This window comes from Demequina ureilytica, assembly GCF_048553575.1.
Lineage (GTDB): Bacteria > Actinomycetota > Actinomycetes > Actinomycetales > Demequinaceae > Demequina.
This window is the reverse complement of sequence record NZ_JBLZIE010000002.1, coordinates 331,800-347,425: the sequence shown is the minus strand read 5'-3', so window position 1 is coordinate 347,425 and position 15,626 is coordinate 331,800. Positions and strand designations below refer to the sequence as shown.

Genomic DNA, 15,626 nt, shown 5'->3' with positions numbered 1-15,626 from the left:
TTCCTCACAGGTCAATGATGCGCTCGGGTTTGATTCGCATGCGCGCAGCATCCCGCAGCGCGAGCAGATTCCCGCGCACGCGCTCGCGGCGCCAATGCGACTGTGGTCCCACGGCGGCCAAGACGACGTTGCGTGACACCGGCCTGAAAATCTCCCACGCGGACAGCCACAGCGGAAAGCTCCCTTTGCGGGCGAGGTAGACGGGATTCATGAACTGCGAGTACCCGAGCCGGACGTGGTTGGTACGCCCTCCCGAGGTGGCGCCGCGGTGGACGATCACGCAATCGTCCGCAGTCACGAGGGAACCGTGCGGCAGCATTCGGCGCGCGAAGTCGTGGTCCTCGAGCCACGAGTACAGGGGAAGGCGCTCGTCGAACCGCACGTCCTGGGCGAGCGAACGCCTCACCGCGAAGTTGCAGCCGTACAGCGTGCGCCGTCGTGCGATGGAACCTGTCGTGGGCCTTTCCCAGGACGCCGCGAGTGCCGCGTCGGCATCCTCCACCGACACCTCGCCCGAGGAGTGCGCGGCGCCGTCGAGCAACACCCGCCCCGTCAACGCCACGACCTCGGGGGATCTCTCGAAGGCTTCCACCGCACGCTCGAGGTAGTCGGCGCGCACCACCGCGTCGTCGTCAAAGAACACCACCACGTCGATGTCCGGGTCGACGGCGTCGAGCCCGGAGTTGCGCTGTGCGGCGAGGCCGCGCGTGCCGGTCACGGTGGTCCACCCGCGGGTCTCGGCCGGAAGGCTGTCGGCATCCGGCACGGACACGATGCGCTGGGCGGGTGCGTGCGTCTGCCCATCGACGTCGTTCATCACGGCGGCGAGGAGGGCAGGGCGCCCGGCCGATGCGAGCACGACGGCGGTGCGCAGCGTGGTCATCGTGTGCCTCCGGAGTGCCCGCACGCCTGCGCGACCACGGCCGCCGAGGCGTCCCAGTCGAAACGGGTTCCATCGATGTCGATCGCGGGGGAGTGACCTTCGATCCCGGCGCGCAGGCCGTGGAGGATCGAGTCCTCAGACCGGGGGTCCACGTACTCCGCGCCCTCGCCACAGATCCACCGGAACACCGGGATGTCGGAGATGACAAGTGCGCGTGCTCCTGCCGCAGCGGCCTCGACGAGCGGCAGCCCGAAGCCTTCCGCGAGTGACGGGAACACCACGGCTGTGGACTCCCGGTAGAGAGTGACGAGCTCGTCGTCTGAGACGTAGCCGGCACCGATCATGCCGTCGGGCCAGTCGAAATCGGCGCTCCGGTAGATTCCGGCGCCCGCGCCCACTACGACGAGGGGAGTGTCAGCGCGCTCAGCGGCGGTCAGACGTCCGTAGGCGGCGGCGAGGCGCGCCAGGTTCTTGCGGGGGTCGAGACTGCCCACGGCCAGCAGGTAGTTGCCTGCCGCCACCTTGATCCTGTCCAGCACGGCGTCTCCCGTGTGTCCGCCGTCGAGAAAGACCTGGCTCGGGGCGTTGGGTGCGACCACGACGTCCACCCCGAAATGCGCCTCGATCTGCGCGGCGGCGGGCTCGCTCACGGCGACCACCGCGTGTGCGGCCTTGATCTGCGCCCGGAGGGCCGGCGCGTGAGTGGCGACGTAGCGGCGCGAGTACCACTGCGGATGCGTGAGGACGAAGAGGTCGTGGACGGCGAGCACCTGTCGGGTCCCCAGCGGCGCGCGGGAGGTCAACGAGACGAGCGTCGACCCGCGCGCGAGCCCCGGCAGGCGCGCGAGAGTCCAGGCCCATTCACGCGCGGAGGTGCCCGACCACCGGCCGCTCGGCTGAGCCTCCTCGATGCCTGGAAGTGAGAGCAGCCGGTCAGCGATCTCCGTGGCGTATCGCTGCTGGCCGGTCACCCGCTGCCCCCGGAATGCTCCGTTCACCATCACGTCCGTCACCGCCCCACCCACTCCCGGATCTCGCCGTCGAAGCGCGACCGTGAAAAGCGCAGGGCGTGAGCCCTCACCGTCGACCGCTCGACGGCCAGCGCGTCGGACAGGGCGCGAGCGATGTCCGCATCTGACTCGAACGCCGTGAGCGCGCCCGAGATCCCGGGTAGGACGCTCTCGGCGGCGCCGCCGACCCTCTGGGCGAGCACCGGGGTTCCCGCCGCCATCGCCTCGACCGGCATGATGCCGAAGTCCTCGATGGCGGGGAACACGAACAGGCTCGCGCGGGAGTAGAGCGCCCTCAGGAGCGCATCGGACGGCGCAAGCACGAACCGCACGTCGACGGATGCCGCTGACGCCGCCTGGCGCAGGCGCGCGTGCTCGGGTCCCTTGCCCGCGAGCACGACGGGCATGTTCGCCACCTCGCCCGTCCGGATCACGAGGTCTAGCCGCTTGTACGGGATGAACCGGGATGCGCCGAGCACGAACGAGTCCGGCAGTGCGTCCAGCGTTGCCCGATCCGCCTCGTCCAGTTCGGACGGCCAGTCGCGCTCCTGGATGGCCTCGACTTCGACTGGGGGATGGATCACACGGGCATCGATCCCCCACGCGGCGCGGATGCGGCCGCGCACGAAGGCGCTGTTCGCTGCGAAGCACGCGCCCTCACGTGCGCGGCGGCGGTCGATGCGCTTGAACGATGCGGAGGCGGCTCGCACCGGCAACCCCGCCCCGCGTGCGTCTAGCTCAGGGCTCCAGATGTAGCGCGCGGGAGTGTGGACGTAGACGAACCGCTCTACCTCGGGTTGAGCGGAGTACGCGTGGTGTGCGAACAGGTGCGAGCTGATGAGTGCCCACTCGTGTTCCTCGGTTCGCAGACGCCTCCAGGTGGGCGGCATCAGGGGCAGGGCGGCGGCCTTGCTCTGACGCAGCGGGGTGCGCGCGAGCCAGGTCTCGTGAAGCCGCTGAGGGTCGAACCGGCCGGTCGAGTCGTTCCACAGGCAAACGATGTCCGCGTCCGGGTAGATGGTGCTCATGGCCTCGAGCACGTTCTCGCTCCCGCCCGACTGGGCGATCCACTCGTGCACCAGGACGCCGCTCATGCGCGCACCCACAGCCCCGGTGTCACCGCGATACGTGTACTGCTTCCCTGCATGACAGCCCCCCATTGCCACTCCCCGTGCCCCCCGGGGTTGCTCCTCGGCCGAACGTGGCCGGGTCGCGTAGGTCGACGCTACCTGAGCATCGTGTCCTTCGTGTTGCGACGAGAACGCCGGATCATGACGCGGCGCGCACGCTGTCGAGGCTTCGCGGCGCCAAGGCCGATCGCGATCGCCAGTCCGGCGCACAGACCGAGCGCCGTCCCGATCACCATGACGCCCTGGGCGTTCGGGGAGAAAGGCGAGCCCGGCTCCGTGGCCGGGCGGATGACCTCGATGATGACGGGCAGCTTGCCCTCCTCGCCGTCGTCGCCCAGCATCTCGGGAACGATCTCTGTGGCGCTGGCAGCGACTCCGTTCGCCACTGACGCGGCGACCTCGGGGTTCGTCGATTCGACGACGATCTCGATGGAGGACGTCTGTGGTGGCGCCTGCGCAGCGGTCATATCGAGCAGCTCGCCGACGGACAGCGACTCCGTGCTGACCGATTCGAGCACCGCGGGGGAGTCGATGATCGTCGCCACGGTGTTGGCGAGCTGTGCGCTCATGTTGACGCCCTGCTCCGCCTCGGTGATCGACTGGGGCCCATTGGCCAGCACCACCACGGCCGCGCTCGCCTGGTACACGGACGGTGTGGAGCCGAGGTAGGCGACGGCGAGACCCACTCCCAGGGCCACGCACAGCGCGATCCACTTCCACCCGGCCAGCGCGAAACGGGTCAGATCCCTCAGATCCATCGTCACCTCCCGACGAGCAAGGCTCCGAGAACCCTGACGGAGAGCCTGTTGTGCACGCTAGCGTACCGACCATGGCGTTCCTCATGGTCACGACGGCCCTCGCCGTCGTCTACGGAATCGTCAGCGGCAGGTATGAGCGTGCACTGGCCATCGGCGCGATCACACCGGCCGGCGCCGCCGTGGTTGCCGGCGGCGAGGCGCTCCCGACCTTCTATGCCGTCGCGCTCGGAGGCGCGGCGCTGCTCGCCCTGCAGTGGCTCGCGCGCTCGGGCGCGCCCGGCGCGCCGCGTCTGGCCGAGATCCCCGGCGTGACGCTGCTTCTGGTCCTGCTGGCGTGGTCAGCGCTGGTGGTGCTGCTCGCGCCGCTTGCGTTCGCCGGGATGGAGACCGTGACGGAGGGACGTTGGGCACTGATTCCCGGCGTCGTGAACTCGTCGAACATCGCCCAACTGCTTTACCTCGGACTCGGGATCGTGATCATCGTCATCCTGGCGCGGTCCCGCACGACGGCCCCGTCCTTGCTGGCGATCCCGCTAGGAGTGGGGATTGCGCTCGCGCTGTGGCGCTACCTGGCGATCCACGCCGGCGTCCCGTTTCCCGAGGGGGTGTTCGCGAACTCTCCGTCGTTTCTCTACATCGAGCAGGCGCCCGGTGGCGTGCCGCGGTTCCGGGGGATTCATTCCGAGCCGGCGGGCCTGGCCGGCTCGGCGATAGCGGCCGCGGCCTACGGCGTGTCGCTGGCCTCGCAGACTCGGGGAGCCCGCCGGGTCGCAGCGGTGGCGCTCGCGGCCGCCGCGATCTTCCTGGGGCTCGTCTCGACGTCGACCACGTTCCTCGTGGCTGGCGCCGTTCTGGTCGTGCTGGCAGTCGCGGTGATGGCATGGCGGCTGGTGCGGCTCGATCTGCGCGTGTCGCGTGCGAACGCGGTCGGGGCGCTCGGGGTGATCGCGGGCGCCGTGCTGGCGCTGCCCGTGCTCGTCGGTTTGTTCACGGCGGAGGTCGACGAGAAGCTCGAGTCGACCTCCTTCGATGATCGCTCCACGTCCGATGCGCGATCTTTCGACATCTTCATGCGGACCTGGGGCCTGGGCATCGGGTTGGGTTCGGTCCGGGCGTCCTCTCTCGTGTTCACCCTGCTCGGCGCGGTGGGGGTCATCGGCATGATCCTGTTCGTCGCGGCGCTGCTGGCGATCACGCTCCCCGCGCTGAGACTGCACTCCCACGCACCCGTGGTGTGGGCGCTCGTCGCCGCCGTGATCGGGAAGGTCATCGCGAGCCCTGACCTCTCGGACTCGTCGGGGATCCTGTGGCTGGGCCTTGGGATTCTCGCTCATGGCGTGGCGCAGTCGCGGCCGAGGGGCCCGGCCTCCACCGCCCGACGCGCGGGCCGGGTGCGCGCGCTTGGCTCACCTTCGCGCGTGCGACTGCCTCACGCTCAGGCCGGACCGGCACGCGCGCGTCGCTGACTCGCTCCTCCGGCGGGTCTACAGACGGTTCATTCCGTCGTCGCACGCTGGTTGCCAGCATTTAACTTGCGCGAAACGGCTGCCGTAGTAGCGTCTGTACCATATTCCCGGAATGTGACCTAGGTCACACAGGGGGCGCGTAGCGGCTTCGCGAGACAGCAGTCGCGATGTGTGGGGGGGTCACCGTGAGGAAGAGGACAGTGCCCGGGGGGGCGAAGGCCGGCGGCGCGCAAGCGGCGCCGGCCGACGCGGCCGGCATGCGCTCGGAGCGCCCGCTGCGCGTGATCCACGCACTCAAGCATGGCAAGCGGGGCAATGGCAGTGTCCACGTCGCGGTGGATCTCGCCTGCTGCCAGGCCGATTCCGGAATGGACGTGTGGTTCGCGGCGGCGCCCGGGGCGTATGACGAACTCTTGCGCGGCCACGGTGTACGGGTGGTCGAGCAGCCAGAGCCGACCTCGGTGGCATCGTTCACGCAGGCGGTGAGTCGCCTCCTGTCGCTCGTGCGGGAGACGGACGCGGATGTCATCCACGCACACATGATGTCCTCTGCGGTCGCGGCGTGGGCCGTGAGCCGTGTGACGAGTGTCACGACTGTGACGACGGTGCACAATTCGTTCGATGCCCATTGGTGGCTGATGAGGGCGGGCAAGGTCATGGTCGCCGTGAGCGAAGCCGAGCGCGCACTGCTGATCGAGCGGGGAGTGCCCGAGCGCAAGCTCCGGGTGGTGCTCAACGGCACGATCGGCTCGGCCCGAGAAGAGCTGCCACCCGACGACCTCGGTCTGCTCCGCCGCCCAGGGATCGTGGCCGTCTCCGGCCTCCACGGCCGCAAGGGCGTCCACGACCTGATCCGGGCCTTCGAACTCGTCGCCGGCGACTACCCGCAGTGGCACCTGAATATCGTGGGTTGGGGCCCTGATCGAGACGTGCTTGAGGCGCAGGCAGGCGCGGCAGGGCTGACGGACTCGGTTCACTTCCTCGGCCCGTCGCTGACACCGTGGGTGCAGCTCGAGCAGTCCGAGATCTTCGCAAGCGCCGCACTGGCCGAGCCGTTCGGCCTCAACGTCTCGGAGGCCCGCGCCGCGGGCTGCGCGGTCGTGGCGACCGCGGTCGGGGGCGTCCCCGAGATCCTCGAGCACGGAGCCGCAGGCCGGTTGGTGCCGCCGGGTGATCCGGACGCGATGGCCGCAGCCCTGCGAAGCCTGATGGCGGATCCGACGGAGCTCGCTCGTGCTCGGAGCGAGTCCGCCCGCGGCACGGCATGGCTTGCCACGTCACGGGCCGCCGCCGAGTACGCGGCGGTGTATCGCGAGGCAGTGCCGCGACGGCGCATCCGAAGGCTGGCGCGGCCGGCAACCACCGTTCATCGGGACGTCGCCGATCGGCGCAAGCGACCCATCGGGACTCGAGCGAGGGAAGGGGACATCGCGCGCTAATCAGCCGACGTACGCCTCGCCATCAGGGCGCGGGCGGCGAGTGTCACAACACAGCTGGGGGGGATAGACACGTGACTACGACAGAACCCATACATCCGTTCGAGGCGGGGGTCGGAGACAGACGCGATGGGGGCCTCGCGATCGCGAGACCTGGTGCCGGGGCGGGCAGCCCGGGCGCCGCTGCTGGCGGCGGCGGCACGCGCGCGCGTCACAGGGGCGGCTCATCGGAGGTCCCGCATTGGAGCCGCCGGTACAAGCGGATCCTCCAGCTGACCGATTCGGCGGTGGTCACGGCCACCGTGGCCGGCACCATGGCGCTGTGGATGGCGGAGGTGGACCTCCGCACCGTGGTGTCGAGCGTGGCGCTGATCGCGGCCTGGCTGATGGGCCTCACGATGGAGGACACTCGCAGCCATCGGGTGACCGGTGCGGGGGCCACGGAGTTCAGACGAATGTGGCAGGCGACCATCACTGTCGTCGCGGCCATTGCTGTCGTCGCGGTCTTCTCGCCCCACCCGTCTATCCAGGGCCTCATCGCGGTCGCGATGCCGGCCGGCTTCGCCACCCTGCTGTTTGAGCGCGCGCTGTGGCGTCAGTGGCTCAAGGCCCAGCGGCGCCGCGGGGGCTGGAGTACGCACGTGCTGCTCGTGGGCTCCGAGTCCTCGGTGCGTCAGATTCACGGCGAGCTCGAGCGGGCGCCCGCGGCTGGCTACCGCGTAGTCGGGGCGTGCATGACGTCCGACAACGCGAACTCGCTGGTGGCCGACGTCCGATCAGCGATGGTCTCGTGCGGTGCCGACACGGTGATCGTGACCGGCACGGACGACCTGTCGCCGGAGCGGGTGAAGGAGATCAGCTGGAGCCTCGAACCCGGTCGCGAGCACCTGATGCTGGCGCCGAACATCACGGACGTCGCCGGACCGAGGATCCGCACCCGGCCCGCATGCGGACTCCCGCTCATCCACGTCGAGACTCCGCGTCTGGGCCGGGACCAGCGGCTCTTCAAGCGTGCCTTCGACATCATCGCGGCCTCCACGCTGATCGTGCTGTTCTCTCCGGTGCTGCTCGCTCTCGCCGTGCTCGTGCGGATGTCGAGCCCCGGCCCGGTGCTGTACCGGCAGGAGCGGATCGGACACTACGGCTCGACGTTCGAGATGTTGAAGTTCCGGTCCATGCGGGTCGGCGCCGACGCAGAGCTCGCGGACCTGCTCGCGAAGCAGGGGACGGCGGAACAGCCCTTGTTCAAGGTGAAGGACGATCCGCGGATCACGCCCGTGGGACGGGTGCTGCGCAAGTACTCGCTGGACGAGCTCCCGCAGTTGTTCAACGTCCTCGGAGGATCGATGAGTCTGGTCGGTCCCCGTCCGCAGATCGCGCAGGAGGTGGCGCTCTACACCAACACGGCACGACGCCGGCTGCTGGCCAGGCCCGGGATGACCGGCCTGTGGCAGGTGAGCGGACGCAGCACCCTTGACTGGGAGCAGTCAGTGCGGCTCGACCTGTACTACGTGGAGAACTGGTCGCTGATCTCCGACATCATCATCCTGCTGCGGACGGTGAAGGCGGTCGTCGCCCCGGGTGACAGCGCGGGCTGACGCAGTCGTCCCGCCCTCAGGAGGGCATGCGGATCATGCCCTCCTGAGAGGCGGACGCCACCAGGCGGCCGTCCTCCGAGAACACCCACGTGCCCCCGAGCCCGCGGCCGCCCTGCGCCGTCGGCGCGTCCTGGACGTACAGCAGCCACTCGTCGGCGCGCGCTGGCCGGTGCCACCACATCGCATGATCCAGGCTGGCGAAGTTGAGGCCAGGCGTCATCCATGAGGCACCGTGACGTCGCAGCAGCGGCTCGAGCATGACCTGATCGCACTGGAATGCGAGCAGCGCCCGGTGCAGCAGGTCGGATCCCTCGATAGGGCGCCGCAGTCGGATCCAGGTGGTCTGGTACTGCTTGGGACGCTTGTCTGGCTGGAGCAGCAGCGAACCCTCGACGTGGCGCAGGTCGAACGGGGTGCGTTTCAGCCAGTAGTCCGCCCGCGCATCGCCCTCGAAGGGCGCCAGGATGTCGACCGAGGAGACCACCGCATCGGGCCCCGGCACCTCGGGCATGGACACGGAGTGCTCAGGCCCGTCCTGCGGCAGCTGGAACGACGCGATCATCGACAGGATCGGCTTGCCGTCCTGGAAGGCGTGAGTGCGCCGGGCAGAGAAGGAGCGACCGTCGCGCAGGTTCTCGACCTCGAACGTGATGGGTCGGGAGGCGTCGCCGGGGCGCAGGAAGTAGCCGTGCATCGAGTGCATGGGTCGCTCGCCATCGACCGTGTGGCCCGCGGCGAGCAGCGCCTGCGCGAGCACCTGGCCGCCGTACGCGCGGCCCCCGGGCATCGGGAGCGAGTCGCCCTCGAACTCGTTCTCGCCCAGCCTGCGGAGGTCGAGCACCGCCATTCCCGATGCGACGGCCTGATCGGCCCAGACGTCCTGGACGTGCTCCATGCGTGGCTCCTTGGATCCGGTAACGGGTCGGGTTCAGTCCTCGGGGGTGGGCTCGAAGGTGTTGACCATCGAGTGGGCGGCCCGCTCGAGGTAGTCCATCAGGGTGACCGCGTGCAACGGAGCGAGGTCGGCCGATGCGACCGCGTCGCGCATCAGCGCGACCCAGTGGTCCCGGGCCTCGGGGTTGACGTGGAAGGGCTGGTGTCGCATTCGCAGGCGGGGGTGGCCGCGCTGGTCGGAATAGGTGGTGGGTCCGCCCCAGTACTGCACGAGGAACATGGTGAGTCGCTCGGTCGCGCCCTCCATGTCCTCCTCGGGGTACATCGGGCCCAGCACCGGGTCCTCGGCGACGCCCGCGTAGAAGCGGCGGACGATCCGCTCGAACGTGGGGTATCCGCCTACCGCGTCATAGAAGCTCTGGCCCTCGGCCTGGGGAGCCTCGGAGCCGATGTTCATCCCAGGTGTCGTCATGTCAGTCCTCGTCGTTGGCGGGAGGCAGGGGGCGGCCGTCGTCGTCGGTGGGCGCCGTCTCGGATCCCGGCCGCGCGGAATCGTGCAGCTCCACCTTGTCGCGCTTGGCCTTGCTGTCGAAGACCATCGCCTCTCCTGGCACCGCGAGCGAGATGTCACGTTCAGCGAAGAGCCGACGCATCTCGCGTCGCACCTCACGCTGCACGTCCCACTGCGTCGCCGGGTTCACCTGGCACATGAGGCGCAGCATGATGGCGTTGTACTCGAGCGACTCGATGCCTGCGACCTCCGGCTCACCCAGGATTGCGGCTGCCACCTCTTCGCGCGCCTTGGCCGCTTCGACAGCATCGATCATGGCCTGCCGGGCCGCCTCGATGTCGGTGTCGTAGGCGAACCGCACCTCGATCATGACGCGGCTCCACATGCGCGTCATGTTGCCGACGCGACGGATCTCCCCGTTGGGGACGTACCAGACGGTGCCGTCGAGGGCGCGCAGCCGGGTCGACCGAAGCCCCACTTCTTCGACGGCGCCGATGGCCTCGCCGAGGTCCACGACGTCGCCCACGCCGTACTGGTCCTCCATGAGCATGAAGGTGCCGGAGAGCACGTCCTTGACGAGCGACTGCGCACCGAAGCCCAGCGCGACGCCGAGGATGCCCGCGGAGGCGATCATCGGCCCCACGGGGACACCCACCACTGCCATACCAGTCATGAGGATGAGCACGATCAGCACCACTGCCAGGGCGGACTTGAGCACCTTCCGCAAGGTGCCCGCGCGCTGACGGCGGCGTTCGGCCTCGAGGCGCTCCTCGACCGTGTTCGGGTCCGGGAGCTTGATGCGCGCCCGAGACAGCGCGCGGCGGGCCCGGGCATCCGCGAGTGGCGCGCCGCGTTCCATCGCACGCGTGAAGCCATTGATGGCAGCGCGGCCTGCGAACCACAGGATGATGACGACGATCAGCATGATGCCGAACCCGATCAGGTTCTGGGACACGTTGCCGAACCAGGTCCCGACGTCTTCGCCCGAGGGCAACTCGACGACGGGCGAGGGGGAAGGAGAGGGGGAGGTGGTGAGGTGCAGCACGCCTCCCAGGGTAACCATCACGCGGCCCTCGACCCGCGCATCGGCCGTTGCGTGCCTTCTTGGTGCGCTGGCGACCTGGCAGGATGGACCACGTGACTGACGCCGATCGCCCGCTGCCCACGCCTGCCCTGGCCGCGCTCGCGCGCGCCTGCGGCATCTCGGTCGATTACACGGCCTGGAATGGCGCTCGCGTGCCGTGCTCAGCGCCCGCCATCCGTGCGGCGCTCGCGTCGATGGGCGTGGACGCGCGCGACGACGTCGCATGCGAGCGCTCGCTCGCAGATCTTGAAGACCTGCCGTGGCGGCGCATGGTTCCCCCGATCACGGTCGTGACCGAAGGCACGTCCGTCGAGGTGCCGATCCACGTGCCCGACGGCGAGCCCGTCGCCGTGGGACTGGTGCTCGAGAGCGGCGAGAAGCGCGACCTGGCACAGCTCGACATCTACGTCGCTCCGCGCCACATCGACAATCACGACGTCGGCCGTGCCACGATGCGTGTGCCCGGGGACCTGCCGCTCGGGTGGCACCGCCTGAACGCCGCCACGACGGGGCGGCGCGGGCGCGGCTGGGTGGTCGTCACGCCCGAGCGGATCTCCGTGCCCGATCAGGTCCGGCGCGATCGTCCGTGGGGGCTCGCGGCGCAGCTGTACTCGGTGCGCTCGGAGCGGTCCTGGGGAATCGGCGACTTCGCCGATCTGGGCGACCTGTGCGCGCTCGCCGCGATTCGCGAGGGCGCCGACTTCATGCTCATCAACCCGCTCCACGCCGGCGAGCCTGTGCCGCCCATGGAGCCGTCTCCGTACCTGCCCACGTCACGGCGGTTCCTGAATCCCCTGTACATCCGCATCGAGAACATCCCCGAGGTCGCGTACGTGCCGTCGCAGCAGCGCGCCGTGATCGAGTGGGAGTCCGAGCGCCCCCGTCGCGCCAACACGGAGGTGAACCTGCTCGACCGGGACGCGTCGTGGCGTGCCAAGGCCCCGGCGCTCGAGCAGGTATTCGAGGCTCCGCGCTCCGCCGCACGTCAGGCCCGGTTCGAGGCCTTCTGCCTGCGTGAGGGAGCGGCGCTGGAGGAGTTCGCAACCTGGTGCGCGATCTCCGAGGCGCACAAGGGGCTGCCGTGGCCCGCGGAGTTCTCGAACCCCCGTTCGTCCGCGATCGAGGCGTGGCGCGAGGAGAACAGCGAGCGCGTGCTGTTCTACGCGTGGCTGCAGTGGGTGGCGGACGAGCAGCTGGCGCGCGCACAGGCCGATGCGGCCGAGGCCGGGATGTCGATCGGGATCATGACCGACCTCGCCGTGGGGGTGCACCCGCACGGCGCGGATGCCTGGTCCCTGGGCCGAGTGCTGGCCACCGGCATGAACGTCGGTGCCCCGCCGGACATGTACAACCAGCACGGCCAGAACTGGTCGCAGCCGCCGTGGCAGCCCCGGGCACTCGAGGCCGCGGCATACTTCCCGTTCCGCGACGTCGTCCGTGCGGCCGTGCGCCATGCCGGTGCGCTGCGCGTCGACCACATCCTGGGGCTCTTCCGCCAGTGGTGGATCCCGGACGGCCACGGGCCCGACGACGGCGTGTACGTCAACTTCGACCACGAGGCGCTGATCGGCATCCTGGCGCTCGAGGCGCACCGCGCGGGCACGATCGTCATCGGCGAGGACCTGGGCACCCTCGAGCCGTGGGTGTCGGACTACCTCAACCACCGCGGGCTGCTCGGCACTGTCGTGGCGCTGTTCGAGAAGCAAGAGGATGGTTCGCCCACGCCTCCCGAGCGCTATCGCGCGGATGCGCTGGTGTCCGTCACCGTCCACGACCTGCCGCCCACCGCCGCGTTCCTCGCGGGCGAGCACATCGAGGTGCGGCGTGGGCTCGGGCTGTTGGCCGGGGGCGCGGACGCGGAGATGACCGAGTCCGACAGCCAGCGGGACGCGCTGGTGCACTACCTGCGCGAGCGCGACTGGTTGATCGAGGACTGGAACGAGGACGACCTGGTGGCAGCCGTCCACAAGCTCGCCATGCATTCGCCTGCACTGCTCACGGCGGTGTCGCTCGCCGATGCGGTGGGGGAGCGGCGCTCGCAGAACCACCCTGGCACGCACACCGAGTACCCGAACTGGCAGGTGCCGCTGGCGGACTCCAACGGCGAGTCGGTGCTGCTCGATGACCTATTCGATCACCCCCGGCTGCAGCGGCTGCTCGAGGCCGTGCGCGGAGCTCGCTCCTAGTCTTCGGTCTGTGACTGGGCGCGCAGGGCGCGCCGCACCTCGTCGGTACCCTCGATGACCACCTTGCGCAGCACGGACGGGGCGTCCTCGTGGTCGGCAAGCCAGGCGTCGAGCATGGTTTCGAGACCGTCGACGCGCCCCGCCGCCCAGGCAGGGAACACGTAGGTGGCGACCCGCTTGCCCACGAACCCTTCGTTCGCGGCGTAGTACTCCGTCAGGTCCGCGAGGATGGTGGGCACGAGCTCGACCAGCAGATCCGGATCCGCTGCGCGCACCAGTCCCTGGGCGACCTCGTACTGCACGGCGTTGGGCACGGGCGAGGCCGGGCGCACCAACGATTCCCACGCCTCTCGCTTAGCCCCGCGGGCCGCGTACGCGGCCCGCNCCCCCCCCCCCCCCCCCCCCCCCCCCCCCCCCCCCCCCCCCCCCCCCCCCCCCCCCCCCCCCCCCCCCCCCCCCCCCCCCCCCCCCCCCCCCCCCCCCACGCCGGCGGCGCGGCGCCGTCCTATCGCGCCGGAATCCGCGTCGAGCGCCGCGGAGACTCGCCTCTCGACGTCCTCGCCGCACGCCGCAAGCCCTGCGAGCAGGTCCCACCGCAGGTCCGTGTCGATGTCCAGCCCCTCGAGGGACGCGTCGCCGTCCGCAAGCGCCGCCAGGTGAGCGGCGTCCTCGGACGTCGAGGCAACCCGCGCAATGCCCTTGAGCGACTGGAGCTGAAGGTCCGAGCCGGCCGGCGCATCGGCGAGAATCGCCCATAGCCGTGCCGCCGCATCGGCCGTCTGTGCGGCCGCCGTCGCGGGGGGTACGTAGCGCGAGAGCGCTGTGACGATGGTCCGCAGGTGCGACTGCAGCGTCTCCGAGTTGACGACGCCGGGCAGCGCGGCCAGGACCGCGTCGATATAGGTGGCCGCGGGCAGTTGCGCGTCGCGCACCATGTGCCACAGCGCGTCCAGCACGAGCCCCAGCGCCATCGGGTCGCGCAGGTCCGCGATGTGCTCGGTGACGGAGGCCAGCGACACCTCGTCGAGGACGATCTTCGCGTACGTGAGGTCGCGGTCATTGACCAGCAGCAGGTCGGGGCGGACCTCGCCGGCGGCGGCCAACACCTCGGTGACCGAGCCGTGGACGGTGACGCTGGCAGACCACACCTCATCGAAACCTCCTGCGGCGCCGTCGTGAACGTAGCCGGCGACACGCACCTGGTGTGTCCGGTAGACGGGGAAGTCTGCGGGCACGTCCTGGGCGATCGACAGCGCGGTGATCACCCCGTCCCGCTCCTCGATCACCGGTCGTAGTGTCGATGGGCCAGGAGTCTCGAGCCATTCGCCCGCCCACGCATCGAGGTTGTGGCCGGTGACCGTCTCAAGCTCGTCAAGGAAGTCCGCGAGCGTCGCGTTGCCGTGCGAGTAGCGGGTCAGATAGGCGTGGACGCCGGCGAAGAACCGGTCCTCGCCTACGAACGCGACCAGCTGCTTGAGGGCCGAGGCGCCCTTCGCGTACGTGATCATGTCGAACGCGGACACCGTGGCCTCCGTGTCCGGGACCTGGGCGACGATCGGGTGGGTGGTCGGCAGCTGATCCTGCACGTACGCGATCGACTTGCGCTCCGCGGTGAACGTGACCCACGAGTCCGTCCACGGCGTCACCTTGGACGTCGCCCATGCGCCCATGAACTCGGCAAACGACTCGTTGAGCCACAGGTCGTCCCACCAGCGCATGGTCACGAGGTTGCCGAACCACTGGTGGCTGAGTTCGTGGAGCGTGACGTTGGTACGGAACTCGCGCATCGCATCGGATGGTCGCGACCGGAACACCAGGCGGTCCTCGGAGAACGTCACGCAGCCCGCGTTCTCCATCGCACCAAGGTTGTACTCGGGGACGAAGAGCTGGTCGTACTTGTCGTAGGGGTATGGGATGCCGAACACCTCTTCAAACAACGTGAGCCCCGCCTGGACTGTCGCGATCATCTCGTCGGCGTCCAAGTGGTCGGAGAGGGCCGCGCGGCCGTAGACGCGTGCGGGCACGTCCCCTTTCGCCGATTTCAGGGTTCCGCCGGCCGATGCGTACGGACCGGCCACGACGGCCGCCACGTAGCACGGGAGCGGCACGGTGGGGGCGAAGGCCCAGCGGTTCGCGGCCTCGCCGTCCGCGCCTCCAGCGACGGCTTCCGGCTCGGGGCTGAGGGAGTTGGACACCACCGTCCACGCTGCGGGCGCGGTCACCGTAAACGCGAAGGTGCCCTTGATGTCCGGCTGGTCAAAGCACGCGAAGGCGCGCCGCGCATCGTCGGCCGCGAACTGGCTGTACAGGTAGACGCTGCCGTCCTCGGGGTCGACGAACCGGTGGATGCCTTGGCCGTCAGTGCGATAGTCGCAGTCGGCCTCGACGGTGACGGTGGTGTCGCCCCCCAGGTCTGCCAGCGCGATGCGGCCCCCTCCATACGCCTCGGCGGGGCTGGCCTCGCGGCCGTTGACCTCGATACGCCGGACGCGCCCCACGAGGTCGAGGAAGGTGGAGGTGTCCGGAGCTGCCTGGAAGGACACGGTGGTCACAGAGCGGAACGTGTCGCCCGGCGGCGTGAAGTCCAGATGCACCTCGTACGAGACGGCGCCGATGCTGTGGGCGCGGGCGAGGGCTTCTTCGCGGGTGAGCATGACCCCAGTTTTTCAC

At 69.8% G+C, this 15,626-nt stretch carries 12 protein-coding genes; 4 read left to right on the top strand and 8 right to left on the bottom strand.

Annotation, left to right across the window (positions count from 1 at the left end):
• Nucleotides 1-4: 4 nt before the first annotated feature.
• The 4 genes from ACNI3K_RS08375 to ACNI3K_RS08360 all read right to left on the bottom strand — a co-directional run bounded on the left by ACNI3K_RS08375 (nucleotide 5) and on the right by ACNI3K_RS08360 (nucleotide 3,781).
• A complete protein-coding gene (locus ACNI3K_RS08375) occupies nucleotides 5-883 on the bottom strand; it encodes a glycosyltransferase family 2 protein (RefSeq protein WP_419391427.1) in 879 nt (292 codons plus the stop codon).
• Nucleotides 880-1,896 (bottom strand): glycosyltransferase family 4 protein, encoded by a 1,017-nt coding sequence (locus ACNI3K_RS08370; RefSeq protein ID WP_419391426.1) that lies wholly within the window; start codon nucleotides 1,894-1,896, stop codon nucleotides 880-882. Before ACNI3K_RS08370 ends, ACNI3K_RS08375 begins: the two co-directional genes overlap by 4 nt.
• Nucleotides 1,893-2,987, bottom strand: a complete 1,095-nt coding sequence (locus ACNI3K_RS08365) for a glycosyltransferase (protein WP_419391425.1) — start codon at nucleotides 2,985-2,987, stop codon at nucleotides 1,893-1,895. Before ACNI3K_RS08365 ends, ACNI3K_RS08370 begins: the two co-directional genes overlap by 4 nt.
• A 131-nt stretch (nucleotides 2,988-3,118) precedes the next feature.
• On the bottom strand, nucleotides 3,119-3,781 hold the full coding sequence (locus ACNI3K_RS08360; RefSeq protein WP_419391424.1) for a YveK family protein: 663 nt from the start codon (nucleotides 3,779-3,781) through the stop codon (nucleotides 3,119-3,121).
• A 71-nt stretch (nucleotides 3,782-3,852) separates the two neighbouring features.
• On the opposite strand from ACNI3K_RS08360, the gene ACNI3K_RS08355 reads away from it, so the two are divergent.
• The 3 genes from ACNI3K_RS08355 to ACNI3K_RS08345 all read left to right on the top strand — a co-directional run bounded on the left by ACNI3K_RS08355 (nucleotide 3,853) and on the right by ACNI3K_RS08345 (nucleotide 8,281).
• Nucleotides 3,853-5,247 (top strand): hypothetical protein, encoded by a 1,395-nt coding sequence (locus tag ACNI3K_RS08355; RefSeq protein ID WP_419391423.1) that lies wholly within the window; start codon nucleotides 3,853-3,855, stop codon nucleotides 5,245-5,247.
• A gap of 185 nt (nucleotides 5,248-5,432) precedes the next feature.
• A complete protein-coding gene (locus ACNI3K_RS08350) occupies nucleotides 5,433-6,686 on the top strand; it encodes a glycosyltransferase (protein WP_419391422.1) in 1,254 nt (417 codons plus the stop codon).
• Nucleotides 6,687-6,757: 71 nt separating this feature from the next.
• On the top strand, nucleotides 6,758-8,281 hold the full coding sequence (locus ACNI3K_RS08345) for a sugar transferase (RefSeq protein WP_419391421.1): 1,524 nt from the start codon (nucleotides 6,758-6,760) through the stop codon (nucleotides 8,279-8,281).
• 16 nt (nucleotides 8,282-8,297) lie between these two features.
• Here the strand turns inward: ACNI3K_RS08345 and ACNI3K_RS08340 are convergent, their stop codons facing one another.
• The 3 genes from ACNI3K_RS08340 to ACNI3K_RS08330 are packed head-to-tail and all read right to left on the bottom strand — an operon-like array spanning nucleotide 8,298 to nucleotide 10,749.
• Nucleotides 8,298-9,176: an acyl-CoA thioesterase gene (locus tag ACNI3K_RS08340; RefSeq protein ID WP_419391420.1), complete on the bottom strand. Its 879-nt coding sequence runs from the start codon at nucleotides 9,174-9,176 to the stop codon at nucleotides 8,298-8,300.
• 33 nt (nucleotides 9,177-9,209) lie between these two features.
• Nucleotides 9,210-9,647 carry a globin gene (locus ACNI3K_RS08335; protein WP_419391419.1) on the bottom strand — a complete coding sequence of 146 codons (438 nt, stop codon included), beginning with the start codon at nucleotides 9,645-9,647 and terminating at the stop codon, nucleotides 9,210-9,212.
• A gap of 1 nt (nucleotide 9,648) precedes the next feature.
• The gene (locus ACNI3K_RS08330) at nucleotides 9,649-10,749 is read right to left on the bottom strand and encodes a mechanosensitive ion channel family protein (RefSeq protein ID WP_419391418.1); all 1,101 of its coding nucleotides are present in this window, start codon (nucleotides 10,747-10,749) and stop codon (nucleotides 9,649-9,651) included.
• 65 nt (nucleotides 10,750-10,814) lie between these two features.
• Here ACNI3K_RS08330 and malQ point away from each other — a divergent pair, with 65 nt between their 5' ends.
• A complete protein-coding gene (gene malQ, locus ACNI3K_RS08325; RefSeq protein WP_419391417.1) occupies nucleotides 10,815-12,956 on the top strand; it encodes a 4-alpha-glucanotransferase in 2,142 nt (713 codons plus the stop codon).
• Here malQ and pepN read toward each other — a convergent pair.
• Nucleotides 12,953-15,610 carry an aminopeptidase N gene (gene pepN, locus ACNI3K_RS08320; RefSeq protein ID WP_419391416.1) on the bottom strand — a complete coding sequence of 886 codons (2,658 nt, stop codon included), beginning with the start codon at nucleotides 15,608-15,610 and terminating at the stop codon, nucleotides 12,953-12,955. The two genes, malQ and pepN, sit on opposite strands and share 4 nt — an antisense overlap.
• Nucleotides 15,611-15,626: the final 16 nt, after the last annotated feature.

Coding starts and splice junctions, on each gene's coding strand:
- ACNI3K_RS08375 (WP_419391427.1), bottom strand. CDS start 883: ATGACCACGCTGCGCACCGCCGTCGTGCTCGCATCGGCCGGGCGCCCT.
- ACNI3K_RS08365 (WP_419391425.1), bottom strand. CDS start 2,987: ATGAGCGGCGTCCTGGTGCACGAGTGGATCGCCCAGTCGGGCGGGAGC.
- ACNI3K_RS08360 (WP_419391424.1), bottom strand. CDS start 3,781: ATGGATCTGAGGGATCTGACCCGTTTCGCGCTGGCCGGGTGGAAGTGG.
- ACNI3K_RS08355 (WP_419391423.1), top strand. CDS start 3,853: ATGGCGTTCCTCATGGTCACGACGGCCCTCGCCGTCGTCTACGGAATC.
- ACNI3K_RS08340 (WP_419391420.1), bottom strand. CDS start 9,176: ATGGAGCACGTCCAGGACGTCTGGGCCGATCAGGCCGTCGCATCGGGA.
- ACNI3K_RS08335 (WP_419391419.1), bottom strand. CDS start 9,647: ATGACGACACCTGGGATGAACATCGGCTCCGAGGCTCCCCAGGCCGAG.
- ACNI3K_RS08330 (WP_419391418.1), bottom strand. CDS start 10,749: ATGGTTACCCTGGGAGGCGTGCTGCACCTCACCACCTCCCCCTCTCCT.
- malQ (WP_419391417.1), top strand. CDS start 10,815: ATGGACCACGTGACTGACGCCGATCGCCCGCTGCCCACGCCTGCCCTG.